The organism is Vibrio sp. T13N (genome assembly GCF_032970445.1).
In the GTDB taxonomy this organism is placed as follows: domain Bacteria; phylum Pseudomonadota; class Gammaproteobacteria; order Enterobacterales; family Vibrionaceae; genus Vibrio; species Vibrio diabolicus.
Genome location: NZ_JAWJYE010000017.1, coordinates 21,124 through 45,773 on the forward strand (window position 1 = coordinate 21,124; position 24,650 = coordinate 45,773).

General features: G+C 46.4%; 22 protein-coding genes. 9 read left to right on the plus strand and 13 right to left on the minus strand.

Annotated features, from left to right (window positions below; translation table 11 throughout):
- Window positions 1-126: 126 nt before the first annotated feature.
- Window positions 127-1,854, minus strand: coding sequence for a sodium:solute symporter family protein (locus R2S67_RS20305; RefSeq protein WP_005397550.1), 1,728 nt, complete (start codon window positions 1,852-1,854; stop codon window positions 127-129).
- Between the two features lie 12 nt (window positions 1,855-1,866).
- Entirely contained in the window at window positions 1,867-2,130 is a 264-nt protein-coding gene (locus R2S67_RS20310) for a DUF4212 domain-containing protein (protein WP_005397548.1), read from the minus strand.
- 520 nt (window positions 2,131-2,650) lie between these two features.
- On the opposite strand from R2S67_RS20310, the gene R2S67_RS20315 reads away from it, so the two are divergent.
- Window positions 2,651-4,396 (plus strand): potassium/proton antiporter, encoded by a 1,746-nt coding sequence (locus R2S67_RS20315; protein WP_317346830.1) that lies wholly within the window; start codon window positions 2,651-2,653, stop codon window positions 4,394-4,396.
- Window positions 4,397-4,398: 2 nt separating this feature from the next.
- Here R2S67_RS20315 and R2S67_RS20320 read toward each other — a convergent pair whose 3' ends face one another.
- The 4 genes from R2S67_RS20320 to aspA all read right to left on the minus strand — a co-directional run bounded on the left by R2S67_RS20320 (window position 4,399) and on the right by aspA (window position 10,130).
- The gene (locus R2S67_RS20320; RefSeq protein WP_005397542.1) at window positions 4,399-5,028 is read right to left on the minus strand and encodes a response regulator; all 630 of its coding nucleotides are present in this window, start codon (window positions 5,026-5,028) and stop codon (window positions 4,399-4,401) included.
- 194 nt (window positions 5,029-5,222) lie between these two features.
- Window positions 5,223-7,034, minus strand: coding sequence for a protein-disulfide reductase DsbD (locus R2S67_RS20325; RefSeq protein ID WP_317346831.1), 1,812 nt, complete (start codon window positions 7,032-7,034; stop codon window positions 5,223-5,225).
- Window positions 7,035-7,195: 161 nt separating this feature from the next.
- Window positions 7,196-8,503, minus strand: coding sequence for an anaerobic C4-dicarboxylate transporter (locus tag R2S67_RS20330; protein WP_317346832.1), 1,308 nt, complete (start codon window positions 8,501-8,503; stop codon window positions 7,196-7,198).
- Between the two features lie 175 nt (window positions 8,504-8,678).
- The gene (gene aspA / locus R2S67_RS20335) at window positions 8,679-10,130 is read right to left on the minus strand and encodes an aspartate ammonia-lyase (protein ID WP_005397540.1); all 1,452 of its coding nucleotides are present in this window, start codon (window positions 10,128-10,130) and stop codon (window positions 8,679-8,681) included.
- 430 nt (window positions 10,131-10,560) lie between these two features.
- Here aspA and R2S67_RS20340 point away from each other — a divergent pair, with 430 nt between their 5' ends.
- Entirely contained in the window at window positions 10,561-11,079 is a 519-nt protein-coding gene (locus R2S67_RS20340; protein WP_053807754.1) for an FxsA family protein, read from the plus strand.
- A gap of 70 nt (window positions 11,080-11,149) precedes the next feature.
- Here R2S67_RS20340 and trmL read toward each other — a convergent pair whose 3' ends face one another.
- The 4 genes from trmL to R2S67_RS20360 all read right to left on the minus strand — a co-directional run bounded on the left by trmL (window position 11,150) and on the right by R2S67_RS20360 (window position 14,634).
- Complete coding sequence (gene trmL, locus R2S67_RS20345) at window positions 11,150-11,629, minus strand: tRNA (uridine(34)/cytosine(34)/5-carboxymethylaminomethyluridine(34)-2'-O)-methyltransferase TrmL (protein ID WP_005382381.1); 480 nt, start codon at window positions 11,627-11,629, stop codon at window positions 11,150-11,152.
- 136 nt (window positions 11,630-11,765) lie between these two features.
- A complete protein-coding gene (locus R2S67_RS20350) occupies window positions 11,766-12,374 on the minus strand; it encodes a superoxide dismutase (protein WP_317346833.1) in 609 nt (202 codons plus the stop codon).
- Window positions 12,375-12,550: 176 nt separating this feature from the next.
- Window positions 12,551-13,945 carry an envelope stress sensor histidine kinase CpxA gene (gene cpxA / locus R2S67_RS20355; protein WP_053807755.1) on the minus strand — a complete coding sequence of 465 codons (1,395 nt, stop codon included), beginning with the start codon at window positions 13,943-13,945 and terminating at the stop codon, window positions 12,551-12,553.
- Window positions 13,945-14,634 (minus strand): response regulator, encoded by a 690-nt coding sequence (locus tag R2S67_RS20360; RefSeq protein ID WP_005397534.1) that lies wholly within the window; start codon window positions 14,632-14,634, stop codon window positions 13,945-13,947. Before R2S67_RS20360 ends, cpxA begins: the two co-directional genes overlap by 1 nt.
- 190 nt (window positions 14,635-14,824) lie before the next feature.
- On the opposite strand from R2S67_RS20360, the gene R2S67_RS20365 reads away from it, so the two are divergent.
- The 3 genes from R2S67_RS20365 (at window position 14,825) to pfkA (ending at window position 17,604) form a co-directional block, all read left to right on the plus strand.
- Window positions 14,825-15,337: a CpxP family protein gene (locus tag R2S67_RS20365; RefSeq protein WP_164667055.1), complete on the plus strand. Its 513-nt coding sequence runs from the start codon at window positions 14,825-14,827 to the stop codon at window positions 15,335-15,337.
- A gap of 111 nt (window positions 15,338-15,448) precedes the next feature.
- Window positions 15,449-16,357 carry a CDF family cation-efflux transporter FieF gene (gene fieF / locus R2S67_RS20370; protein WP_005397530.1) on the plus strand — a complete coding sequence of 303 codons (909 nt, stop codon included), beginning with the start codon at window positions 15,449-15,451 and terminating at the stop codon, window positions 16,355-16,357.
- A 284-nt stretch (window positions 16,358-16,641) separates the two neighbouring features.
- The gene (gene pfkA / locus R2S67_RS20375; protein WP_005397529.1) at window positions 16,642-17,604 is read left to right on the plus strand and encodes a 6-phosphofructokinase; all 963 of its coding nucleotides are present in this window, start codon (window positions 16,642-16,644) and stop codon (window positions 17,602-17,604) included.
- 94 nt (window positions 17,605-17,698) lie between these two features.
- Here the strand turns inward: pfkA and R2S67_RS20380 are convergent, their stop codons facing one another.
- Window positions 17,699-19,081, minus strand: a complete 1,383-nt coding sequence (locus tag R2S67_RS20380; protein ID WP_046874656.1) for an MATE family efflux transporter — start codon at window positions 19,079-19,081, stop codon at window positions 17,699-17,701.
- 240 nt (window positions 19,082-19,321) lie between these two features.
- Here R2S67_RS20380 and R2S67_RS20385 point away from each other — a divergent pair, with 240 nt between their 5' ends.
- The 3 genes from R2S67_RS20385 (at window position 19,322) to R2S67_RS20395 (ending at window position 22,216) form a co-directional block, all read left to right on the plus strand.
- Window positions 19,322-19,612 carry a co-chaperone GroES gene (locus tag R2S67_RS20385; protein ID WP_005381516.1) on the plus strand — a complete coding sequence of 97 codons (291 nt, stop codon included), beginning with the start codon at window positions 19,322-19,324 and terminating at the stop codon, window positions 19,610-19,612.
- A 77-nt stretch (window positions 19,613-19,689) separates the two neighbouring features.
- On the plus strand, window positions 19,690-21,336 hold the full coding sequence (gene groL / locus R2S67_RS20390) for a chaperonin GroEL (protein WP_005381509.1): 1,647 nt from the start codon (window positions 19,690-19,692) through the stop codon (window positions 21,334-21,336).
- Between the two features lie 316 nt (window positions 21,337-21,652).
- Window positions 21,653-22,216 carry a VC2662 family protein gene (locus R2S67_RS20395; RefSeq protein WP_005395435.1) on the plus strand — a complete coding sequence of 188 codons (564 nt, stop codon included), beginning with the start codon at window positions 21,653-21,655 and terminating at the stop codon, window positions 22,214-22,216.
- Between the two features lie 100 nt (window positions 22,217-22,316).
- On the opposite strand, the gene R2S67_RS20400 is transcribed toward R2S67_RS20395, so the two are convergent.
- Together R2S67_RS20400 and epmB are read right to left on the minus strand one after the other, a co-directional pair.
- Entirely contained in the window at window positions 22,317-22,814 is a 498-nt protein-coding gene (locus R2S67_RS20400; RefSeq protein ID WP_005395427.1) for an MgtC/SapB family protein, read from the minus strand.
- 95 nt (window positions 22,815-22,909) lie between these two features.
- Entirely contained in the window at window positions 22,910-23,932 is a 1,023-nt protein-coding gene (gene epmB / locus R2S67_RS20405; RefSeq protein ID WP_005381502.1) for an EF-P beta-lysylation protein EpmB, read from the minus strand.
- Window positions 23,933-23,964: 32 nt separating this feature from the next.
- Here epmB and efp point away from each other — a divergent pair, with 32 nt between their 5' ends.
- Window positions 23,965-24,531: an elongation factor P gene (gene efp, locus R2S67_RS20410; RefSeq protein WP_005395425.1), complete on the plus strand. Its 567-nt coding sequence runs from the start codon at window positions 23,965-23,967 to the stop codon at window positions 24,529-24,531.
- The last annotated feature ends 119 nt before the right edge of the window (window positions 24,532-24,650 follow it).

The following is a 24,650-nucleotide window of genomic DNA, read 5'->3' on the forward strand; positions in this document are numbered from 1 at the left end:
GTTCCCCGAACGTATAACCAATGCCATTCGTGTGCTTCCTTGCTACGGCTCAGGGAATCTAATTATTAGAATAAGTTAGGTGAATAAAAAAGCCCCAAGTGGGGCTTTTGTGGCTTGCGTTAGATTTTAGTGGTCCACGGCATCGCCTGCACCAACAGGGACACGAACGTGTTCAACAAGATCTTTAACTTCTTGAGGTGTTTCCGCCGTAACTTTCGATACCGCGAATGCCACGATGAAGTTAAATAGTGCGCCGATAGCACCAAACGCGTTTGGCTCAATACCCAGGAACCAGTTGGTTCCCCAGCTTTCTAGATATTTCCAGTCAGCAACGAATAGGATGCCTTTGTGCTGGAATACGTAGAACAGTGTGATACTGATACCGGCAATCATACCGGCGATTGCGCCTTCTTTATTGATACCTTTGCTGAAGATACCCATCATCAACGCAGGGAAGATGGATGACGCAGCAAGACCAAAGGCGAGCGCCACCGTACCAGCTGCAAAGCCAGGAGGATTCAATCCGAGATAGCCTGCGGCTGCGATTGCCACCGCCATCGAGATTCGGCTGGCAAGCAGCTCCTTCTTCTCGGATATGTTCGGATTTATAACCCCTTTAATTAAGTCATGGGAAATCGCCGACGAAATAGCAAGCAACAGACCCGCTGCTGTGGATAGCGCTGCAGCGAGGCCACCAGCGGCTACGAGTGCAATGACCCAGTTTGGTAGCTTAGCGATTTCTGGGTTTGCTAGTACCATGATGTCACGGTCAACTCGCAACTCATTGGTGTCAGGGTTTGAGGTGTACTCGATCAGGCCATCGCCATTCTTATCATCAAAGCCTAATAGACCTGTTGTTTCCCAGTTTTTGAACCAATCAGGGCGCTCATCATACGCAAGGTGCTGACCAGGCGCAGGGTTGACGGTATCCATTAGGTTTAGACGTGCCATTGCTGAAACTGCTGGCGCTGTTGTGTATAGAATAGCGATGAACACAAGTGCCCAGCCTGCAGAAGTACGCGCATCACGTACCTTAGGTACCGTAAAGAAACGGATGATAACGTGTGGTAGACCCGCAGTACCGATCATCAATGACATGGTGTAAACGAACATGTTTAGTGTGCTACCGCGAACCTGCGTAGTGTACTCACTAAAGCCGAGTTCGGTCACCACTTGGTCGAGCCTATCGAGCAGATAAACATCGGTGCCTTGAATGGTACTCCCGAGGCCAATCTGAGGTAGCGGGTTACCTGTAAGTTGCAGAGAGATAAAGATTGCAGGGATAGTGTAAGCAAGAATGAGTACGCAATATTGAGCAATCTGCGTGTAAGTGATGCCTTTCATGCCGCCAAGTACTGCGTACATGAATACGATACACATACCAATCAGGAGGCCTGTTGAGTAATCAACTTCTAGGAAGCGACCGAAGGCAACGCCAACGCCTTTCATCTGGCCGATAACATAAGTGACCGATGCGATGATAAGACAGATAACCGCCACGATACGTGCCGTGTTCGAGTAGAAGCGTTCACCAACAAACTCTGGCACCGTAAACTTACCAAACTTACGTAGATAAGGGGCGAGTAGTAGCGCAAGCAGTACGTAACCGCCAGTCCAACCCATTAGGAATACGGAGCCGCCGTAACCCATAAAGGCAATCAGACCCGCCATTGAGATGAACGATGCCGCCGACATCCAGTCAGCAGCGGTTGCCATACCGTTAGCGATTGGGTTTACCCCGCCACCTGCGACATAGAACTCTTTGGTTGACCCCGCACGCGCCCAGATCGCAATACCGATGTAGAGGACGAAGGTTGCACCAACAACCAAGTAGGTAATAGTTTTCAAATCCATCTGAGTTACTCCTTACTCATCTACGCCGAATTCACGGTCGATTTGGCGCATCTTCCATGCGTAATAGAAAATAATACCTAGGAAGGTGTAGATGGAGCCTTGCTGAGCAAACCAGAAACCAAGTTTGTATCCACCTAATTGAAATTGATTAAGTACGTCGACAAATAAAATGCCGCAGCCGAAAGACACTACGAACCAGATGACCATAAGGCCAATCATGAGCTTCACGTTTTTGTCCCAATAGGCTTTGGCTCTTTCTTCGCTTTCAAATGCCATTGCCGTCTCCTTACGATTGGTATTGTTGTTAAAAAAATGTTTCAACATGTACATTAGCAAGGTGTTGGCAAGAACTCTTTTCAACTTTAGTCGGGGTATAAAAAATAAAAAACTCCCGTGATATGGGCGCTTAGAGAATAGTTAGGGTTATTTGTTAATGTTAAAAAGCTGTTAAATTAGCCAAAGGTCTAAGGAGAAAAATGATAAAAAGCACGAATAAGAGACGTGATTAATTTTTTCTTCATTGATTTTAGCGATCCTTAACAGAAACATTCTGCGTTCTTCTTTTTATCAATCAGCGAAAAAATTGGCGTGAAAAATTCACAAGTAATTTATTTACATAAAGTTTTCGTACCAAATCACCGTTTTAGCGCACAATAAAGTAATATAACTGAGTCATTCTCGTACAACCTCGCGCTTTGGGACGGTTTAAGGAGGAGGCAGATTAAGGCATTAACTTATTAACGAAGTCGCCTTAGCTCATCACAAGCATATCGTTTTTCATTAAGGGAGGGTGAGAATGGACGCAGACACCATTAATAGTTTTTTTCTTATAGGTGCGTTGTTAATCGCACTTAGCGTTCTTTTAAGCCCAGTTTCCTCTAAGTTGGGAATCCCAATTCTTTTGGTATTTTTAGCCGTTGGAATGCTGGCGGGGGAAGACGGTTTAGGCGGTATTTTATTTGATAATTTTTCGATCGCTTACTTGGTCAGTAACCTCGCATTAGCCATCATTTTGCTCGATGGTGGTATGAGAACACGGGTTGCCAGCTTTAGGGTGGCATTATGGCCTTCGGTGTCCTTGGCAACGTTTGGGGTTGCAATCACCACTATTTTGACCGGGCTGATGGCAACGTGGTTATTCGACTTAGACTTGCTGCAAGGTATATTAGTTGGTGCGATTGTCGGCTCCACTGATGCCGCCGCGGTTTTTTCTCTACTCAAAGGTCGTAGTCTTAACGAACGTGTTGGCTCAACGCTGGAAATTGAATCCGGCACCAATGATCCTATGGCGGTGTTTCTGACTGTTACTCTGATTGCTATTTTAGCGAACCCAGATGCAGATTTGAGTGTGGGCTTTTTGGCGCTCAGTTTTCTTAAGCAGTTTGGTATTGGCGCTTTACTCGGTTTTGCTGGTGGCTGGATTTTGTGGAAGGTCATCAATCGTAATCAACTGCCGGATGGCTTATATTCGATTTTAACCGTCAGTGGTGGCTTGCTGATTTTCGCTTTATCTAATGCATTAGGTGGCAGCGGTATTCTGTCAATTTATCTGGTTGGTTTACTGCTAGGTAATCGTCCAACACGCAGCCGCCATTCCATTCTTCATGTGCTAGATGGCATGACGTGGCTAGCTCAAATCGGTATGTTCCTCGTGCTTGGTTTATTGGTTACGCCTTCCAACTTGCTCTCTATTGCGTTGCCTGGTTTGGCGCTGGCCTTTGGGATGATTTTATTTGCCCGTCCAATCTCGGTTTGGATCGGTTTACTGCCATTCAAGAGTTTCACACCACGTGAAAAGTGGTTTGTTTCTTGGGTGGGCTTGCGCGGTGCTGTCCCAATTATTCTGGCGGTATTTCCAATGATGGCAGGATTGCCAGATGCGCAGTTGTACTTCAATTTGGCGTTTTTCGTGGTAATGGTCTCTTTGATTGTACAAGGTGGCACATTGACTAAAGCGATGTCTCTGGCGAAGGTAGAGCTACCTTCTAAACCTGAGCCAATTTCACGCACTGGTGTGGAGATTTACCCGACCAGTGAGTGGGAGCTGTTTATCTATAAGCTTAAAGCGGATAAATGGTGTATTGGTGAACCATTGCGTAGTCTTTCGATGCCGGATGGAACGCGCATCGCCGCAGTATTTCGCAATAAGGCGTTATTGCATCCGTCAGGCAGCACGCGCCTCGAAGAAGACGATACCTTGTGTGTGTTGGCACAAGAAAAGGATTTGGATGCCCTGAGCTTGCTATTTAGTGAAGCGCCTGAGAAAGCGTCATTGGCACGATTCTTTGGTGATTTCTTCCTAGATATTGAAGTGAACCTTGCCGATATCGCGATGATGTATGGCTTGAACTTGGGCGATGAGTCACTCGATAAAAGCTTAAGACACCTTGTAGAAGAACAACTGGGGACTACACCAGTGTTAGGGGACCAATTCGAGTGGCAAGGCTTGCAATGGATCATTGCCGATGTCGTTGACCAACAAGTCACCAAAGTAGGTATCCGTTTGCCAAGCGAGCAAAGCCTGCTCACTGACGAGGAGTGAACCTAGTCGTTCATCTCCGTTAGCATGATGACGGCTTGTGTGCGGTTTTTTACACCGAGCTTGCGGAAAATCGCCGTCATATGCGCTTTGATGGTGGCTTCTGAAACATTCAATTCGTAGGCGATTTGTTTGTTCAGTAAGCCATCTGACAACATCCCCAACACCTTATATTGCTGTGGCGTTAGCGCGGCAATCTTCTCCGCTAAGTCATTACATGCCGCGTTATTGGTGATCAGCCCTTCAGGAAAATACGGGTCGCCATTGAGCACTTGATTGAGCGCATTCACCAATTCGCGCATATCGCTCGATTTCGGAATAAAACCAAACGCACCATGGCTTTTCACTTGTGTCACGATCGCTGGCTCTTCACTAGCCGAGACGACGACGATTGGTAAGTCTGGGTGTTCTGCTCGCAAGTGAATCAAGCCAGACATACCATTTGCTCCTGGCATTTTGAGATCCAGTAGCACCAAATCTGGCTCTTCTTCTCGCTCTAACAAAGCCAGTAGTGCGTCGAGTGAGTCCGCTTCAAGCAAATTTGCCCCACTGATTGCCATGTGGATAGATTGAAACAAGGCATTACGGAAGAGTGGGTGATCGTCTGCAATGATGATGGTGTAGGTCGAATCCATGACGTTAAACACTTTTGACTATTTCGTTAAATTTATTATTGTCCAGCTTTGAGAGAGTGGACAATATTTATTCGCTAAAAGTCTGAACCAAATCGACTTTTATTAGGAAAATTGCATATAAGCGCAATTTTCTCATTCAAATCTGGGTAATAAAAAACGCCAGTGGTCATCACTGGCGTTTGAATATCTGATGATCAGAATTGTTGGATGTGCTCTAAGAAAGGCTCGGCTTGCATAAAGCCGGTTAAACGCGCGTTTGAAATGTGTTCGCCATTCGCATCCCAGAACTCGATGGTTGGCAAGCCAAGTACGTTCATGTGTTTGAGTAACTCAATATCTTGCACTTGGTTCTTGGTTACATCAGCTTGCAAAAGAACAAAGTCTTTTAGCTTGGCTTCGACGCTTGGATCATGGAAGGTGTACTTCTCAAACTCTTTACACGCCACACACCAATCGGCGTAGAAGTCGAGCATCACAGGTTTGCCAGCTGCTTTGGCTAGCGCTAGTTGTTCTTCCAACTCTGCAACATTGGCAATGCGTGTAAAGCTTACGGAAGTTTGTTGAGCTTGCGTTGCGTTATTACCAAACCAGTAATTTAATACTGGCTGTGCTGACGCGAGCAAACCCAATACGGCGATGATGCCAACGGCGCTTTGTTTCCAGCCACCAAACTCCAAGCTGTTTTTCACATGATACAGCCAACCAAAGGCAGCGATGCCCAGTGTTGACCACAGAATTGTTGACCACATTTCTGGCATGATGCGTTCCAATAAGAAGATAGGCGCAGCAAGCAGAATAAAGCCGAACAGCGTTTTCACGCGGTCCATCCAACCGCCGGCTTTTGGTAGCAACTTGTTGCCAAATACCGCCACAAGGATCAACGGAATCCCCATGCCCATCGCCAGCGCGTAAAGGGCGACCCCACCAGTGAGTAAGTCGCCACTTTGTGCGACGTAAAGCAGCGCACCAGAGAGTGGGGCGGTAGTACACGGAGAACAAACCAAGCCAGATATTGCCCCCATTGCAAACACGCCAGCACTGCTACCACCTTGCTGCTTGTTACTTAAGTTATTCAGCCACGTTTGCACGCTGCTTGGTAACTGCAATGAGTACAGACCAAACATCGACAGAGCTAATGCGATGAACAGTACACTCAAACCAATCAGCACATAAGGGTGTTGCATCGCCGCTTGGAACTGCATACCCGCAGACGCCACTACAAGGCCGAGCAGCGTGTAAGTCAGCGCCATGCCTTGTACGTAAACAAATGACAAACCAAGCGCACGACGTTGGCTCAGCTTGCCACTGCCAAGCACGATGCTGGTCAAAATTGGGTACATCGGCAGCACACAAGGGGTAAATGCTAGACCCACACCAAGTGCCAAAAACAACAACGGCGTCCACCACTTGTCGGCTAGATTCGCGGCTAAGCTATCTTGCTCACTGACTGGTACTGAAGTGGTGGTTGGTTTTGTTGCTGGCTGTACTTTTTCTGTCGTCGGTGCCTTGCCAGTCGGTGCTACGGTGTCGGAATTGGATGAAGAAAACGCGCTGATTGGAATCTCACGTGTTTCTGGTGGGTAGCAGAAGCCCGCTTTCGCACAGCCTTGATATTGCACAATGACACGTGCGCCCTCTTGCCAATTACTCAGTGGGATATTGACAAATAGTGGTGTGGTATAGATATGCACATCACCAAAGAATTCATCTTTATGTGGCGTGCCGTTTTCCATTTGCAGTTCGCCCAGTGAGATGTTCTCACCAGACACAGATAAACGCTCTTGATACAGGTAATAACCATCGCGTACCTGCCAATCGAGCATCAATTTGTCGTCTTGCTGGTAGAAATTAAACGGAAATGCCTGATCGACCGGAACAAAGCTGTCGCTGCTGCTACCAAAACTGTTGTTCTGGCTATTGGTAAACTGGTCTTTGCCAAACAAGGCCAAAGACGGAGTGGAAAAGGTAATAAGCCCTAAGAGTAAAACGGAAAGTAATGCGCGCATAAAAGAGTCAATTCATCTTAGATAATTGCCGTTAGTGTAACTCAATCAGACCCGGAGGCGAGTCAATAAGTTTCATGAAAATGAAGATTTATTGAGCATAATTCAAGACGACAGGCAATAAAAAAGGGAGCCGAAGCTCCCCGAGTAAGACTCTGTTTCCACTAGATCAGTAGACCACCGAATGCGAAGCCAAGTGCTACCGCAGAAGCAATGGTTACCACACCAGGTACAAAGAATGGGTGGTTGAATACGTACTTACCGATACGCGTTGAACCCGTGTCGTCCATCTCAACCGCTGCTAGAAGCGTTGGGTAAGTTGGCAGTACGAATAGCGCACTTACTGCTGCGAAAGATGCAACGGCGGTTAGTGGTGCCACACCGATAGCAAGTGCTGCTGGCATCAGCGCAACCGTGGTTGCACCTTGCGAGTAAAGCAGCATAGACGCGAAGAATAGAACAAGCGCTAGCATCCATGGGTAGTCTGCTAGTAGTGCTCCAGCGACTTCTTTGATGCCGTCAACGTGCGCGTTAACGAACGTAGAACCTAACCATGCCACACCAAGAACACACACACACGCTGTCATACCAGAGCGGAATGTTGCTGCGGCTGGAATTTTGCCAGCGTCGATTTTACAGCTCATTACGATAGCTGCCGCGGCTGCTAGCATTACCGTCATGATAGCTTCGTTACGACCTAGAGCAGGGGTCTCGATAAGGCCAACAGAGCCAGAAATTGCTGCTGCGTAACACACTACGAATGCGATTGCGCCTAGGAAGATGAACGTCGCTTTCTTCGCTGTTGGTAGGATTTCGCGTTTTGCTTCTGTATTTAGCTTGATTAAGCCTTTTTCTAGACGCTCTTGGTATTCAGCATCGTCTTTTAGCTCACAGCCCATGAAGTTCGCCACGAACGCACCGATCATGCACGCGATGAACGTCGTTGGGATACAGATTGCTAGTAGTGTTAGGTAGTCAACGCCAAATGGGTGCAGCATTGCCGCAAACGCTACAACAGCCGCTGAGATTGGCGAGGCAGTGATCGCGATTTGCGATGCGACAACCGCAATAGACAGAGGACGAGAAGGGCGTACACCTTGACCTTTCGCGACTTCTGCAATTACTGGCAAAGTAGAGAATGCCGTGTGGCCAGTACCCGCCATTAATGTCATTAGGTAAGTTACGATAGGCGCATAAAAGGTGATGCGCTCAGGATGCTTGCGCAAAAAGTTTTCAGCAACTTGCACCATCCAGTCTAAACCACCAGCCACTTGCATTGCTGCGATGGCCGTGATGACCGACATGATGATTAAAATTACGTCAACGGGAATGTAAGCTTGGCTTGTTGGTACGCCCAAGATCAAAGACAACGCAATGACCCCAGCACCACCGGCAAAACCAATGCCGATACCGCCGATTCTAGCCCCCAAATAGATGAAGAGCAGAACCACGAAGAGTTCGACCATGACCATATTGATACCTCTTTAGTTTTTATTTGATTCTGATTTTTTGAACACTCAGGAACAGGAGTAAATGCTCAGAGAATTAGAACCCAGTTGCCTAGTGGCAATAAAAGCATATAAAAAATGTGGTTAACCGTATGAGAGCCTAAAAAAGGGGCCTGAGTGGCCCCCTTCGAATTAGTTATTACTCGTAGCGTTTCGCTTTGTAAGTTGGATGCATGAAGTTTTCTACTGACAAGATTTCATCAAGCTCTTCTGCGGTTAGCAGACCGCGCTCTAGCACAACTTCGCGAACACTCTTACCGGTTTCCGCACAAATCTTACCTACGATGTCACCTTCGTGGTGGCCGATGTATGGGTTTAGGTAAGTGACGATACCGATTGAGTTGTAAACGTAGTTTTCACAAGTCTCTTTATTGACTGTGATGCCGTCGATACATTTATCACGTAGGTTCACACACGCATTGTGTAGTAGAGAGATAGACTCAAACATGCTTTGTGCGATAACTGGTTCCATTACGTTTAGCTGTAGCTGACCGCCTTCTGCTGCGAAAGAAACCGTGTTGTCGTTACCTAGAACTTTAAAGCAAACTTGGTTTACTACTTCTGGGATAACTGGGTTTACTTTTGCTGGCATGATTGAAGAACCTGCTTGCATTTCAGGTAGGTTCAACTCATTTAGACCTGCGCGAGGGCCAGAAGAAAGTAGACGAAGGTCGTTACAGATCTTCGATAGTTTCACCGCTAGACGTTTTAGTGCACTGTGCGTCATTACGTATGCGCCACAGTCAGAAGTCGCTTCGATAAGGTCTTCTGCCGCAACAACGTCAAGACCTGTTACTTCCGCTAGGTGTTTTACTGCAAGAGCTTGGTAGCCAGTCGGTGTATTTAGACCTGTACCGATTGCGGTTGCGCCTAGGTTGATTTCTAGGAGTAGTTTAGAGGTGTAATCTAGAGCACGAATCTCTTCGTTTAGTGTTACTGCCCAAGCGTGGAACTCTTGACCTACAGTCATTGGTACCGCGTCTTGTAGCTGAGTACGACCCATTTTCAGTACATCTTTAAACTCAATTGCTTTAAGTTCGAATGCGCCTTTTAGGTACTCAATTGCTTCCATTAGTTTGTGTACGCTGTTGTAAACCGCGATACGGAAACCCGTTGGGTACGCACAGTTGGTTGATTGGCTCTTGTTTACGTGGTCATTTGGGTTAACAAATTCGTATTGACCTTTCTCTTTACCCATTAGCTCAAGCGCAACGTTTGCGATCACTTCGTTCGTGTTCATGTTCACTGAAGTGCCCGCACCACCTTGGAATACGTCTGATGGGAACTGATCCATGCACTTGCCAGTTTCTAGGATCAAATCACACGCTTCGATGATGTAGTTTGCAACGTCTTTTGGAATCGCACCAAGTTCTTTGTTTGCCAACGCCGCTGCTTTTTTGGTCATTACCATACCGCGTACAAATTCTGGTACGTCAGAGATGGTCATATTAGAGATGTTGAAGTTCTCGATCGCACGTAGCGTATGAATACCGTAGTACGCATCTGCAGGGACATGACGTTGACCTAATAGATCTTCTTCAATACGAGTGGCTGGGTTTGCTGTTTTTGGAGCATCAGATAGGGTAGCCATAGCAGGATCCTTAGATGATAATTCTGATAATAAAGTTATTTATTAGCCATTTCTGCAATCTAGAATCCATTCATCAGAATTTTTGGCTGGAAAATCCGTCCTGACTTATGTGGCACATGATACTGCACCTAGCGCATAAAAATAGTAACTAGATCACCTTTTTCGTTTTTCATGAGTCAATAATTTGCAAAGTATGAACGGGTTATTAATAACCCTTTATGGGTACTCGATTTTCCTCGACAAACATGGGTTTTTAGAGTTCGAAATTAGCACTTTAAAAGCACGAAAAAATCGGTATGCAATTGAATGAAACACTCCACTACCACTTTTTCTGCGTAGGAAGAGACCAGTATGAACACGCTTTTTTACAACGATTCGTTTGAGCTTAGTCCGCTTTTACCATTACACTGAATTAAACAAAGGAGGGCGTGTGTTTCCTATCTTATTATTGGCGTTTATTTTTGTCCCGATCATTGAAATCGGCTTATTTATTCAGGTGGGCGGCTTTTTAGGTTTATGGCCGACTATCGCATTAGTATTAATCACGGCATTTGTCGGTGCATCGTTGGTGCGCAGCCAAGGCATCCAAACTCTGATGTCGGTGCAGGGGCGTCTGGAACAAGGTGAAATTCCAGCCCAGCAAATTTTTGAAGGCGTAATGCTAGCGGTGGCTGGCGTGCTGCTGTTAACACCGGGCTTTATGACCGATGCTCTTGGTATGCTGGTGTTGCTTCCTGCGCCACGCGCCGCGATTGCCAAATACTTGATGAGTAAAATGGTGGTGAAAACCATGCATGGTGGTGGCTTCCAAGGTGGTTTCTCTAACCAAGGGCCATTTGAGCAAGACCCGTTCCGCCGTGACCCATTTAATTCCCAGTCAGACGATGGCAATACCTTTGAAGGGGAATACGAGCGTAAAGACGATGATGATCGCAACAAGCTCAACTGATTGAGTCAGAGAGTAAAGAAAACAAAAGGGCGCACTAAGCGCCCTTTTTTGTGTTTGGAATTCGTGGTGCTTACAACGCGCCTTCAAACCCCATTTGACGCCATGCTTCAAAAGCAATGATCGCAACGGCGTTCGAAAGGTTTAGGCTGCGCGCATCTGGCATCATTGGAATGCGGATACGCTGCTCCATTGGCAAGCTATCGATGATTTCAGCAGGCAAGCCACGAGTTTCTGGACCAAACATCAATACGTCACCTGCTTGGTATTGTGCATCAACGTGGTGACCTGTGGTTTTGGTGGTGCAGGCAAACAATCGGTAGTTACCTTGTTTCTCTTTCTCTAAATATTCTAAGAATGCTTGATAGTTCTTATGACGCGTTACGCGAGCTAAATCATGGTAATCCAAACCAGCGCGGCGGACTTTCTTCTCTTCAAGATCGAAACCTAGAGGTTCAATTAAGTGAAGGTTTGCACCGCAGTTGGCACAAAGTCGAATGATGTTGCCGGTGTTCGGCGCGATTTCTGGTTCGTATAAAGCGATATCAAACATGGTATTGAAATAGAGTTGGTCAAATAGAGGGGCAGTATATACCCAAGTCAGCAAGATATGCGAGATTCAGCAAGATTGACCTGGGTATGAAAGCAGTCATTAGCGCGGACGCTAATACCGTAAGTATCGATGCTCTTTATAATAGAGCGTGAGCGTAATTTTCTTCAACCGCTCGCCAATTAACGACGTTCCACCATGCATCAATGTATTCTGGACGACGGTTTTGGTAGCTGATGTAATACGCGTGCTCCCACACGTCAAGAGCGAGAATTGGCTCGCCGCGTACATCCACTACATCCATCAGAGGGTTATCTTGATTGCTGGTGGACGTAATGTGAATCTCTCCATCTTTTACGATCAGCCATGCAAAGCCAGACCCAAAGGTATTAATCGCGGCTTGGGCAAACGCTTCTTTAAATTGCGCAAAGCTACCAAATTTATCGTTAATTGCCTGAGCAAGCGCGCCTTGAGGTTCACCGCCACCGTTTGGTGACATGCAATTCCAATAGATAATGTGGTTGTAGTAGCCGCCGCCATTATTACGCACTGCAGGGCTGAGCTTGGATATATTGCCAAAAATCTCGTCTAATGACTGAGTTTCGAGCTCGCTCCCTTCAACGGCACTTACGAACTTATCGAAATAAGTCTTGTGATGTTTGCTGTAATGCACTTCCATGGTTTTCGCGTCGATGTACGGCTCTAGTGAATCGTACGGGTAAGGCAGAGTGGGAAATGTATGTGACATAGTAAATCCTCCTTAATTGGAAAATTCACTTTAATGCTAACGATAATTATTATCAACTTTGATCTTTGTAAGGGTATTCGAAGGCGTTCCCACCCAATTTCTAAAGTGAAGATGAAGCCGTGAATCTCTCACTCTAGAAATAGGGTGTGGCTTACTGTTAGCTCATCGGCTTGAAGTTAACGATTGATAGGTAAGGTGATACTCATGCGCAATCCGCCTAACGGACTTCGACTGGCGACGATCGTTCCACTGTGCTGGCGGATGGCACTTTCGGTAATGGTTAGGCCGAGACCCGTGCCGCCGGAGTGGCGATCGCGGGCAGTCGAAACGCGATAAAACGGGCGAAAAATCGCGGCTAATTCTTCTTCAGGAACGCCCTCGCCATTGTCATCAACCGTGATATGCAGCGTATCATCATCGGCCTTGATGTCGATTTGCACCTCATCTTTCCCGTAATAAATGGCGTTACGAACGATGTTTTCCACCGCACTCATCAGCAGTTTAGGATTGCCGGAGATACTTCGTTTTGGCAGTTCAGAATAGTGTAGGTGCTTACCCATTTGCTCAGCTTCAAACTGCGCATCTTTAATGATCTCTTCCCACAAACTTTCCAGTGGCTGCGTTTCGCGAGTCATATGGCTGTTCGCCTGCATGCGAGACAGTTCAAGCAATTCGCTGATCATCTGTTCCAAGCGCTGCGCTTCGGTATCGATACGAGTCAGTTCTGGGCTTTCGCCTTGTTTACGCGTTGCTAATGCGCTTGCCATGCGTAGACGAGTTAAAGGTGAGCGCAGCTCGTGAGAGATATCGGATAGCAGGCGTTGTTGTCCTGAAATCATTTGATTAACCGCCTCGACCATCTGGTTGAAGCTGCTGCCAGCCTGACGAAACTCTGCCGTGCCTTTTTCTAAATTTGGGTCTGTGACAAATTCGCCTTTCGCCACACGTTGAGCGGCGGCTTCAAGACGACGCGCTGGCTGACTTAGTGCCCAGGCAAGCCATAACAGCAATGGTGTACTAACCAGCATGACCGCGAGCAACAGCTGGAATGGGTGATCAAACAGACGCAAGAGTAGTGGTGGTGGCTCATTCCACTTGAAGCCCACATACATCAAGATATCGGAGCCAGCCAAAGTTATCGGGATTGGACCTGCAATCATGTATCGACCATACAGTTTCTGCTTTGGCTGGTTGTAATCTTCGATACTGGTGACAAAGTTTTGCATGGCACGTAATTGGAAATTACTGCGTTTTTCTGTCGTAAGAACATTACCGCTGTAGTCAGAAAAAAATACGCGCGGACGAGGGTCATGCTTACCGTGACGGTTACCCTCGATACGAAATAGTATTCGACCTAAATCAGTTTGCTGACGGTATTTTTGTTGGATTGCGTCACGCGTTTCTACCATACGTTTATAGTGCTCTTCTGGAATGTCGCGAGCTTTGCGAGGGTCCAAATGTGGCAGTGATAGCACGGCTATCAACACCAATAACATAGTGAACCAAAAAATGGCAAAGATGCGTCCATACAAGCTATTGATGTTTGGCAGTTTGATGCGTGATAGGCGCATTAATCCTCCTCAAGCAGCATATAGCCACGACCACGCAGGGTTTTGATTCGCGGCTTGCCATTGCTCTGATCTGGTAATTTTTTACGTAAGTTCGAAACATGCATATCGATCGCGCGATCAAAAGCAGCGAGTCGTTTACCAAGCACATCTAGGCTCAATGTTTCTTTAGTTAGCACTTGTCCTGGGTTTTGCACAAAGTGGGTCAACAGAGCAAACTCGGTTGCTGTGAGATCGAGCAACTGTTGATCGCAGTATGCTTCTTGTTTACCTGGGTAAAGACGGAGCTCTTGATACTCAATGCAATCGCTGTTTTTGGTGTTTTTCTGTGTGCTGCTGGTACGGCGTAAGATCGCACGGATACGAGCTAACAGCTCACGGTCACTAAAAGGTTTCGGTAAATAATCATCCGCGCCTAGCTCTAAACCGATCACGCGGTCAATTTCTTCCCCTTTAGCGGTCAGCATCAAGACAGGAGTTTCCCAGTTTTCACGCAAGCGTTTAAGGGTTTCCATGCCATTTAGCTTCGGCATCATGACATCCAACAAAATCAAATCAATCTTATCATTGACCGCGGCTAAGCCTGCTTCGCCATCATTTGCTTCGCTGACGTCAAATCCTTCGAAACTGAGTACTTCTTTTAATAAGCTGGTTAGCTCGATATCGTCATCAATTAAAAGAATGTTTGCCATGGGGGCACCTATAGTAAGTTACCGATAGCTTAATATTACATTGGAATGATGTGCTGCGAAGAGGGTAAAAATCACTCTTTACGATTCTTTACGCTCCCTATACGTCGCTTTACCTAGTGGGTCGTATTCTATACTCAAGCGCTGTGAGAACAGCTCAGAAGAATCACTCACCTGTGTAAGGAATCAAATTATGAAATCTGCAAAAAAACTTGTGTTAGCTGCTGTTGTTCTACCTCTTACTCTCGGCGCAGCAAGCGCATTCGCTTACGGTGGTAAAAACCATCATCAAGGCCCGCGTGATGAATGTGGCATGGGAATGGACCGCGGCATTATGCGTGATTTGAATTTGACGGATGCTCAAAAAGATCAGCTTAAGTCTTTCCGTGAAGCAAACCGCGCACAGATGAAAGGCAAATATTCTGAAAATCGCGAAGCCCGTATGGCTGAGCGACAAGCACACCACGCAAAAATGCAGTCACTCTTACTAGCGGATAGTTTTGATGAAGCGCAAGCGACCGCATTAGCAAAAGAAATGGTTGAGCGCCAAACTGAGTACCGTGTGCAAATGCTAGAAAGAAAGCACCAAATGCTGAGCGTATTAACGCCAGAACAAAAAGCAGAGTTTGTGAAGTTGCAAAATGAACGCATGCAAGAGTGTGGCGACAGAATGCATAAGCGCATGGAAAAATACCGCAATAATTAAGTCATGAATTGATGTTATACAAAGAGGCAGCCATTGGTTGCCTCTTTTTGATCTGGTTATTTCATGGGCATTCAATATACTCAACGTATGGTTTGAGTTAACTCTTTGATTATGAAACAGCAATATGCACGTTTAGTGACGACCGCAGCTTGGACTGCAACTATTGTGGCGACTCTTCTCTTGATTGTAAAAGTCATCACGTGGTGGGTAACCGGCTCAGTTAGCCTATTGGCATCACTGATCGACTCAATGTTGGATATCGCCGCGTCGGTGGTAAATCTCGTTGTTGTCCGTTATGCCTTACAACCAGCAGACCGCGAACATACGTTTGGGCATGGTAAAGCTGAGTCTCTAGCGGCCTTGGCTCAGGCGATGTTTATTTCGGGGTCGGCGGTATTTTTGATCCTGAACGGGATTGACCGATTTTTCCGTCCACACGCACTGCATGCGCCGGAGCTCGGTGTTTATGTATCGCTGTTTGCGATTGTGGTCACACTTGGCTTGGTGATGTTCCAAAAACATGTGGTACGCGTGACAGGGAGCCAAGCAATCGCGGCGGATTCTCTGCATTATCAGACTGATTTGTATATGAACGCTGCGATCATGGTGGCTCTGGGACTCAGCTACTTTGGCGTGACGCAAGCGGATGCGGTGTTTGCGATTGGCATTGGTGTCTTCATTCTTTACAGCGCCTTCAAAATGGTCAGCGAAGCGATTCAGACGTTATTAGACCGAAAGCTACCGGATTCCGAATTGGAGCAAATCCGTAATGAATGTTTGAATGTGAAAGGGGTTCTTGGGGTTCATCAACTGCGCACCCGTATGTCAGGGCCGACACGCTTTATTCAGTTGCACTTGGAGCTAGACGATAACTTACGTTTAATCGAAGCGCACTATATTGCCGATAAAGTTGAAGAAAACCTTTTAGCTTTGTTTCCTGATGCGGATGTTTTGATCCATCAAGATCCATTGTCTGTCGTTTTTGGGCCAGAGAAAGAGCAAAAAGCGCAAGATTGGTAGGGCTCGAAAAATCCATAAGTGCCTGACGACAAACAGGCACTTATTGACTATCTTTCCATCAATACTTATTAAGATTCGTGATCCTGATGTGAATCAACAAAGTTTCATAGAGAAACTGTAATACTCTTACATAAGTAGAAAAGTTACATAAAAAAGTGCGTTTTCATTGGTAATCCTGTAGAGGAAATGTAACATAACGCACAGTTCTGGATTATGCAGGTTGCTTGGTAACAAGGGGCCTAAAAGAAAATTAAATAATTGATTGCCAAAGATCGAGGGTGAGCATGATTAAGAAGATCGGTGTTTTAACAAGTGGCGGTGACGCACCTGGTATGAACGCGGCGATACGCGGCGTAGTACGTACAGCACTATCCGAGGGATTGGAAGTATTCGGTGTGTACGACGGCTACCTAGGCCTATACGAAGGCCGCATCGAGAAGCTAGATCGTTCTAGCGTTTCAGATGTGATCAACAAAGGTGGTACGTTCCTAGGTTCTGCACGTTTCCCTGAATTTAAAGAAGTGGAAGTGCGTGAAAAAGCGATTGAGAACCTGAAAAAACATGGTATCGATGCGCTAGTCGTGATCGGTGGTGACGGTTCGTACATGGGTGCGAAGAAACTGACTGAAATGGGTTACCCATGTATCGGTCTACCAGGCACAATCGACAACGATATCGCTGGTACTGACTACACAGTGGGCTACCTAAGTGCACTAAACACAGTTATCGATGCAATCGACCGTCTACGTGATACTTCTTCATCTCACCAACGTATTTCAATTGTAGAAATCATGGGTCGTCACTGTGGTGACCTAACTCTGATGTCTGCAATCGCGGGTGGTTGTGAGTACATCATCACTCCAGAAACTGGTCTAGACAAAGACAAGCTGATCAGCAACATCCAAGACGGCATCGCAAAAGGTAAGAAACACGCAATCATCGCGTTGACTGAGCTAATGATGGATGCCAATGAACTGGCTCGTGACATCGAAGCGGCGACAGGTCGTGAAACTCGTGCAACAGTACTTGGTCACATCCAACGTGGTGGTCGTCCAACGGCATTTGACCGCGTTCTAGCATCTCGTATGGGTAACTACGCTGTTCACCTATTGATCGAAGGTCATGGTGGTCGTTGTGTCGGTATCGTGAAAGAGCAACTTGTTCACCACGACATCATCGACGCGATCGAAAACATGAAGCGTCCAGTACGCAACGATCTATACAAAGTTGCTGAAGAACTGTTCTAAGCAAGTTTGAAATAGATAAAGAAAAACCGCGGCTTTCCGCGGTTTTTTTGTATTTGAGTATCAGCCAAAGGAAGCTGAGGGATCGGACAGAATCTTACGAAGCGCCGCTCTGTTCAATGAGCGTCAATTTACGTTCGCGCAGTGCAAACATATAGCCCAGTAGGCCACCTAACGTATTCCCCACAGCGATACCTATAAACAAGCCTTCAATACTGTAAATCTGGCTTCCGATCCATGCTGATGGCAGGGTAAACACGAACAGACGCATAAAGCTCCATTGGAATGCTCGTAATGGTTTGTGCATCGCATTCAAACCACTGATTAACATCATCACAATGCCTTGAAAACCATAACTGAACGGCACCACAAGCAGGTAATGCCACAGCAGATTTTTAACTGCTTCTTCCTGCGAGAACAATGCCGCTAGAGGAATACTCAATGGCACCATCATCAAGAAGATAAACCCTTGGAACACCACCGCAAAACGCATGCTGATAAATAAGCCGGAAAAGGCGCGTTGAGGGTTTTTCGCCCCTAAGTTTTGTGCCATGAATGGCGTGAGTGCTGAGGTCAGAGACATCAAGACTAGGATCAAAATAGACTCAATACGCTGCGCCGCACCGTAAGCCGCAACTGCTGCCGTACCGTGGTTGGATAACAGCATCATCAGAATGGCACCGGACAATGGATTCATCGCGTTCGACAGTGCGGCAGGAGTGCCGATTTTTAACGTTTGCTGCCAATCTTGTTTCAGCAAGGACCATTGGGGTTGAGCGAGCAACTTTTCGCGTTTAACTAGCACATAGAATGAGCCACATAGTGCACCTAACCAGCTAAAAGCACTGGCTATTGCCGCCCCTTGGATGCCAAGCTCGGGGAATGGGCCAAGTCCGAAGATCAGTAGTGGATCGAGCATGCCGTTAATCAAGCCCGCCAACATCATGATTTTGGCAGGTGTTTTTGTATCCCCAGATGCTCGTATCGCGCTATTGCCCGCCATTGGGATCACCAACAATGGAATGGTGAGATACCACACCTGCATGTACTCTTCGATGAGTGGAATTAGGTCGTCGGCTGCGCCAAGAAAGCGGAACAGTGGTGCAATAGTGGCAAAGCCAATCGAAGAGGCGATAGCCACGAGTAACACCGCTAACAACAAACCGTGAGTGGTAAACCGAGCGGCTTGTGGGGCGTGACCTTGTCCAAGTAAGCGACCAATATTGGTCGATAGACCCATCCCTATTCCCATCGTGATGCAGTTAACCGCAAAGGTTACAGGGAAGGTATAGCTGATCGCCGCTAGTGCTTGAGTACCAAGCAACGAGATAAAAAACGTGTCCACCAAGTTAAACATCAAAATCGCGATCATGCCCATGGTCATGGGGACGGTCATTTTCCGCAGCGTTTCAGGAATAGGTGCGGTCAACAAACCATGCTTATCGGTCGCTTGGGGTTCCAGCTTGTTATTTTCCTGCATGTATGACAACTATGTGGTGAGCAAACTGCAAGGATACAAGAAAGCGAGATGCCGGGCGAGTGAGCATTTCGAACGCAAACCGTTGCTTAGTTGTTCGTTATTTTAACTAAGTCACAAAAATTTTGTGCCACCCCCTTGGGATCGCTGCTTCGACCCCTTATATAGGGATCACGTGTCTGGGGCTACAGTCCCTAAGGACAATTATCAAATAAACATGGAAATTTTCAGGAGAGACGACCGATGAACATTCGTCCATTACATGACCGAGTTATCGTTGAACGTAAAGAAGTTGAATCTAAGTCTGCTGGTGGCATCGTTCTGACTGGTTCTGCTGCAGAAAAATCAACTCGCGGTGTTGTTCTAGCTGTGGGTAAAGGCCGCATCCTAGAAAACGGCACAGTACTGCCGCTGGACGTTAAAGTTGGTGATACTGTTATCTTCGCTGAAGGTTACGGTACAAAAACTGAAAAAATCGACGGTAAAGAAGTGCTTGTCATGTCTGAAAACGACATCATGGCGATCGTTGAATAATAGCAATCATTGAGTAATTTTTTGCTCAGATTCAATTACGAAATTACACACAAAGAATTTTAGAAAGGAAATCAAAGATGGCTGCTAAAGACGTTAAATTTGGTAATGACGCACGAGTTAAAATGCTAGAGGGTGTAAACGTTCTGGCTGACGCAGTAAAAGTAACACTGGGTCCTAAAGGACGTAATGTCGTTCTAGACAAATCTTTTGGTGCACCGACTATCACGAAAGATGGTGTATCAGTAGCGCGTGAAATTGAACTGGAAGATAAATTCCAGAACATGGGCGCACAAATGGTTAAAGAAGTTGCGTCTAAAGCAAACGACGCGGCAGGTGACGGTACAACAACAGCAACAGTACTAGCACAATCTATCGTAAACGAAGGTCTAAAAGCAGTCGCAGCGGGTATGAACCCAATGGACCTTAAGCGCGGTATCGACAAAGCAGTAGCAGCAGCAGTAGAGCAACTAAAAGAGCTTTCTGTTGAATGTAACGACACGAAAGCGATCGCACAGGTTGGTACTATCTCTGCAAACTCAGACGCAAGCGTAGGTAACATCATTGCTGAAGCAATGGAGCGTGTGGGCCGTGATGGCGTTATCACTGTTGAAGAAGGTCAGGCGCTACAAGATGAGCTAGACGTAGTTGAAGGTATGCAGTTCGACCGCGGTTACCTATCTCCTTACTTCATCAACAACCAAGAGTCAGGCAGTGTTGATCTAGAAAACCCATTCATCTTGCTAGTTGATAAGAAGATCTCAAACATTCGTGAACTTCTTCCAACGCTAGAAGCTGTAGCGAAAGCGTCTCGTCCACTGCTTATCATCGCAGAAGATGTAGAAGGCGAAGCGCTAGCAACATTGGTTGTCAACAACATGCGTGGCATCGTGAAAGTTGCAGCAGTGAAAGCACCTGGCTTCGGTGACCGTCGTAAAGCAATGCTACAAGACATCGCTATCCTAACTGGCGGTACTGTGATTTCTGAAGAAATCGGTCTAGAGCTTGAAAAAGTAGCACTAGAAGATCTAGGTCAAGCGAAGCGTGTTTCTATCACGAAAGAAAACACGACTATCATCGATGGTATCGGTGAAGAAGAGATGATCTCTGGCCGCGTAGCTCAAATTCGTCAACAAATCGAAGACGCAACTTCAGACTACGACAAAGAGAAACTACAAGAGCGCGTAGCGAAACTGGCTGGCGGTGTTGCAGTAATCAAAGTTGGTGCAGCAACTGAAGTTGAAATGAAAGAGAAGAAAGACCGTGTAGAAGATGCGCTAGCCGCAACTCGTGCAGCGGTTGAAGAAGGTGTTGTTGCTGGTGGTGGTGTTGCACTTATCCGCGCGGCATCTAAGATTGCTCACCTAACGGGTGACAACGAAGAGCAAAACGTTGGTATCCGCGTTGCACTACGTGCAATGGAAGCGCCAATCCGTCAAATCACGAAGAACGCAGGTGAGGAAGACTCAGTGGTTGCGAACAACGTGAAAGCGGGTGAAGGCTCTTACGGTTACAACGCGGCAACAGGCGAATACGGCGACATGCTAGAAATGGGTATCCTAGACCCAACGAAAGTAACTCGTTCTGCGCTACAGTTCGCAGCATCGGTTGCGGGTCTGATGATCACGACTGAAGCAATGGTTACTGACCTACCGCAAAAAGACGCACCAGCGATGCCTGACATGGGCGGCATGGGTGGCATGGGCGGTATGGGTGGCATGATGTAAGCCAGCTTATCTCTTTGCTCTAAGGGAATCCTTATAGCGGAAAGATAACCGACCAAACCTTTAAAAGTCGAGGCATTTGCCTCGACTTTTTTATGTGCGTTATCCGAGAAATATAGCATTCTGATGTGGCTTCGATTGTGAGAGGCGAGTTCAAGAAATGTCAGTGGAAAAACATGAAAATAGAAGCGATAAAATTTTTTCTTTTGAGTCAGATGGTTAAATCTGACCTACCGCTAACACTTTTTGAACGTGGATAGCGCAAAATCTGAACATTACACTATGTTGTAAATTGTTGCTTCCCATCATGGAGATGAAAATGAAAAAGCTTATGACGTCATTGGCGGTTGCAGCCGCTATCGCATCACCAGTTGCTCTTGCTGACAGTACACCTGTGATGTTCTCTACTATCGACAACACAAACGCACCTTCTAACTCGTCAGTTGGTGGTGTTCGTTTAGCCGTGTTGCATGGACAGGTGAATGAGGTTAAAGGTGTCGACTTTTCACTGCTTGGTATGTCAGAAACGGATCGTACGACAGGTGTGAACTTCGGTCTGTTTTTTGGTGCAGCAAAGGTAAACCAAGAAATGAAAGGTGCGTCTTTAGGCTTAGTTAACTGGAACCAAGGTCAGACGACGGGTGTTAACTTGGGTGCTGTCAACATTACGAACAATGTAAAAGGCTTGAACTGGAGCGCGGTGAACTATTCTGAAGGCTACACCATGGCGGATGTGGGCTTGGCGAGTATCTCTAAAAAGTCTAACTTCCAGTTTGGTTTTTTCAACATGACCGATCAAATTGATGGCGTACAAATTGGTCTTTTGAACTGTGCGGATAACGGTTTCTTCAAATGTTTCCCACTCATCAACTTCGCTAAATAATCCCTGAGCAAGTCGGAATCTTTAGATACCGAAAGCCCTCGATATTCGTCGAGGGCTTTTTAATTACTGATGGGGTGAAGCGAGTTTATCGGCGCGTTAACTATTTAATTAAGCGGGATGAGGTTTTGCGTTGTTGAATTCTTTGGTGAACCCCTCGGCGCAATGCTTTGATGTGGTTTTCTGCTTTATCCACGCCCAGCAACACCGTTAAAGCCAGTAGGGTAATGACCACCGACTGTGTTAAATAACCCAAACCGATCATCAACCCTAATCCTGCCAGTACCCAAATAACCGCTGCGGATGTTACGCCGTGGATTTTTCCATCGAGTGTCATCATCACCCCTGCACCCAAGAAGCCGACGCCAGTAATAATCTGACCAAGCACGCGTGCTTGATCGAGTGTATTTGGCGATAACGATACTGCCATCGACATAAATAGGTAAGTGCCTGAAATAATAAGAATTGCCGTGCGAATGCCAACAGGTTTACCACGAGTTTGGCGTTCGATACCGATCATTAGCCCATTAATGGCACAGCATAGTAGGGCAGGCCAGCTGAATGGGCCAAGATCGAAAATTTGTTCGAGTGCTGTATGCATCTTGACCTCCAAAAGAGCGGAGTATGCATAGACTTACCGTGCAAAGCGAACAAAAAGGAACGGTCGTGACGACAAATTTAATTGAGCGTCAGGACCTATTCTAAATGCAAATCTAGTGGAGTTTTACTTGGCCTGCCACCAATTTCTCGTGTGAGTTTTGGTACCAGATAACCCGATACACGTGTGATGAGTCCGCGCATAATGGCTTTTGCTTCTTCGTCCGAAATAAAGTAGTGCGCCGCGCCTTGCACCTTATCAAGAACGTGGAGGTAATAAGGCAAGATACCCGCGTCAAATAAGGCTTCACTTAACGCCACTTGAGCTTCTACCGAATCATTCACGCCTTTCAGCAGAACGCCTTGGTTTAGAAGCGTAACGCCTGCTCTTTTGAGCTTGAACATCTGTTCAGCAAATTCGTCATTGATTTCGTTGGCATGGTTGATGTGAGTCACGAGGATGATTTGCAACCTTGATGCTTGCAGCAGTTGGCATAGTTCATCAGTGACTCGAGCGGGAATCACCACAGGTAAACGGCTATGAATACGCAGACGTTTGATGTGAGGTATGTGAGCAATGTGCTCTAAAAGCCAATGAATCTCATCGTCTTTTGCCATTAATGGATCACCACCTGAGAAGATGACTTCGTTCAACTCTGGTTGCTGCGCCATGTACTCTAAGCACTTTGTCCATGCCTGCTTGCCGCTTTTATTTTCTTGATATGGGAAGTGACGACGAAAACAGTAACGGCAATTTACCGCGCAGCCACCTTTGACGATCATTAAGGCGCGGTTGCGATACTTGTGTAGCAGACCAGGGACTTCATTATCCTGCTCTTCTAACGGATCGTTGGAATAGCCCGGATGTACTTCAAATTCGTCACTTAATGGTAAAACCTGACGTAAAAGAGGGTCTTTAGGGTTGCCTTTCTCCATCCTATCGACAAAACTTTGCGGTACACGCTGTGCAAACAGCTTGCGCGCGGCAAACCCGTCTTGCCACGGTGAAGGATCTATTTCCAGTATTTCGAGCAATTTTGCAGGATCAGAGATCCCATTCGCCAACTGTTTGAGCCAGTTTTGCTCAACAGATTCGACTTTTCGGGTTATTATGTGCGGCATTGAATTTAGCTCTAAGAATGTAAGAGGAAAAAATGGCTACAGTTAGCACCAATGAATTTAAAGGCGGTCTTAAGTTAATGCTTGATAACGAGCCTTGTGTAATTCTGGAAAACGAATACGTTAAACCAGGTAAAGGCCAAGCGTTCAACCGCGTTAAAATTCGTAAACTTCTTTCTGGTAAAGTGCTAGAGAAAACATTCAAGTCTGGTGACACTTGTGAAGTGGCAGACGTAATGGATATCGACCTAGATTATCTATATTCAGACGGCGAATTCTACCACTTTATGAACAGTGAAACGTTTGAACAGATCGCAGCGGACGCAAAAGCGGTAGGTGACAACGCTAAGTGGTTGGTAGAAAACAACACTTGTATGATCACTCTTTGGAACGGTAACCCAATTACTGTTACTCCACCAAACTTCGTTGAGCTAGAAGTGGTAGACACAGATCCAGGCCTGAAAGGTGATACTCAAGGTACTGGTGGTAAACCAGCTACGCTATCAACTGGCGCTGTTGTTCGTGTTCCTCTGTTCATCTCAATTGGTGAAGTGATTCGCGTAGATACTCGTACGGCTGAATACGTAGGCCGTGTGAAGTAAGCACTTTAGATTGATTGTTAGAAAGGTCGCTTCGGCGGCCTTTTTTATTGCCTGTAATTCTCTCTTGAATGTTCCTGCATAGAAAATCGATATCCTCCGCAAATTTTCGATGATTTTGT

Bases quoted from the DNA above. Each gene is read 5' to 3' on its own strand.
- R2S67_RS20305 (WP_005397550.1), bottom strand. From the start codon at position 1,854: ATGGATTTGAAAACTATTACCTACTTGGTTGTTGGTGCAACCTTCGTC.
- R2S67_RS20310 (WP_005397548.1), bottom strand. From the start codon at position 2,130: ATGGCATTTGAAAGCGAAGAAAGAGCCAAAGCCTATTGGGACAAAAAC.
- R2S67_RS20315 (WP_317346830.1), top strand. From the start codon at position 2,651: ATGGACGCAGACACCATTAATAGTTTTTTTCTTATAGGTGCGTTGTTA.
- R2S67_RS20320 (WP_005397542.1), bottom strand. From the start codon at position 5,028: ATGGATTCGACCTACACCATCATCATTGCAGACGATCACCCACTCTTC.
- R2S67_RS20325 (WP_317346831.1), bottom strand. From the start codon at position 7,034: ATGCGCGCATTACTTTCCGTTTTACTCTTAGGGCTTATTACCTTTTCC.
- R2S67_RS20330 (WP_317346832.1), bottom strand. From the start codon at position 8,503: ATGGTCATGGTCGAACTCTTCGTGGTTCTGCTCTTCATCTATTTGGGG.
- aspA (WP_005397540.1), bottom strand. From the start codon at position 10,130: ATGGCTACCCTATCTGATGCTCCAAAAACAGCAAACCCAGCCACTCGT.
- trmL (WP_005382381.1), bottom strand. From the start codon at position 11,629: ATGTTTGATATCGCTTTATACGAACCAGAAATCGCGCCGAACACCGGC.
- R2S67_RS20350 (WP_317346833.1), bottom strand. From the start codon at position 12,374: ATGTCACATACATTTCCCACTCTGCCTTACCCGTACGATTCACTAGAG.
- cpxA (WP_053807755.1), bottom strand. From the start codon at position 13,945: ATGCGCCTATCACGCATCAAACTGCCAAACATCAATAGCTTGTATGGA.
- R2S67_RS20360 (WP_005397534.1), bottom strand. From the start codon at position 14,634: ATGGCAAACATTCTTTTAATTGATGACGATATCGAGCTAACCAGCTTA.
- R2S67_RS20365 (WP_164667055.1), top strand. From the start codon at position 14,825: ATGAAATCTGCAAAAAAACTTGTGTTAGCTGCTGTTGTTCTACCTCTT.
- fieF (WP_005397530.1), top strand. From the start codon at position 15,449: ATGAAACAGCAATATGCACGTTTAGTGACGACCGCAGCTTGGACTGCA.
- pfkA (WP_005397529.1), top strand. From the start codon at position 16,642: ATGATTAAGAAGATCGGTGTTTTAACAAGTGGCGGTGACGCACCTGGT.
- R2S67_RS20380 (WP_046874656.1), bottom strand. From the start codon at position 19,081: ATGCAGGAAAATAACAAGCTGGAACCCCAAGCGACCGATAAGCATGGT.
- R2S67_RS20385 (WP_005381516.1), top strand. From the start codon at position 19,322: ATGAACATTCGTCCATTACATGACCGAGTTATCGTTGAACGTAAAGAA.
- groL (WP_005381509.1), top strand. From the start codon at position 19,690: ATGGCTGCTAAAGACGTTAAATTTGGTAATGACGCACGAGTTAAAATG.
- R2S67_RS20395 (WP_005395435.1), top strand. From the start codon at position 21,653: ATGAAAAAGCTTATGACGTCATTGGCGGTTGCAGCCGCTATCGCATCA.
- R2S67_RS20400 (WP_005395427.1), bottom strand. From the start codon at position 22,814: ATGCATACAGCACTCGAACAAATTTTCGATCTTGGCCCATTCAGCTGG.
- epmB (WP_005381502.1), bottom strand. From the start codon at position 23,932: ATGCCGCACATAATAACCCGAAAAGTCGAATCTGTTGAGCAAAACTGG.
- efp (WP_005395425.1), top strand. From the start codon at position 23,965: ATGGCTACAGTTAGCACCAATGAATTTAAAGGCGGTCTTAAGTTAATG.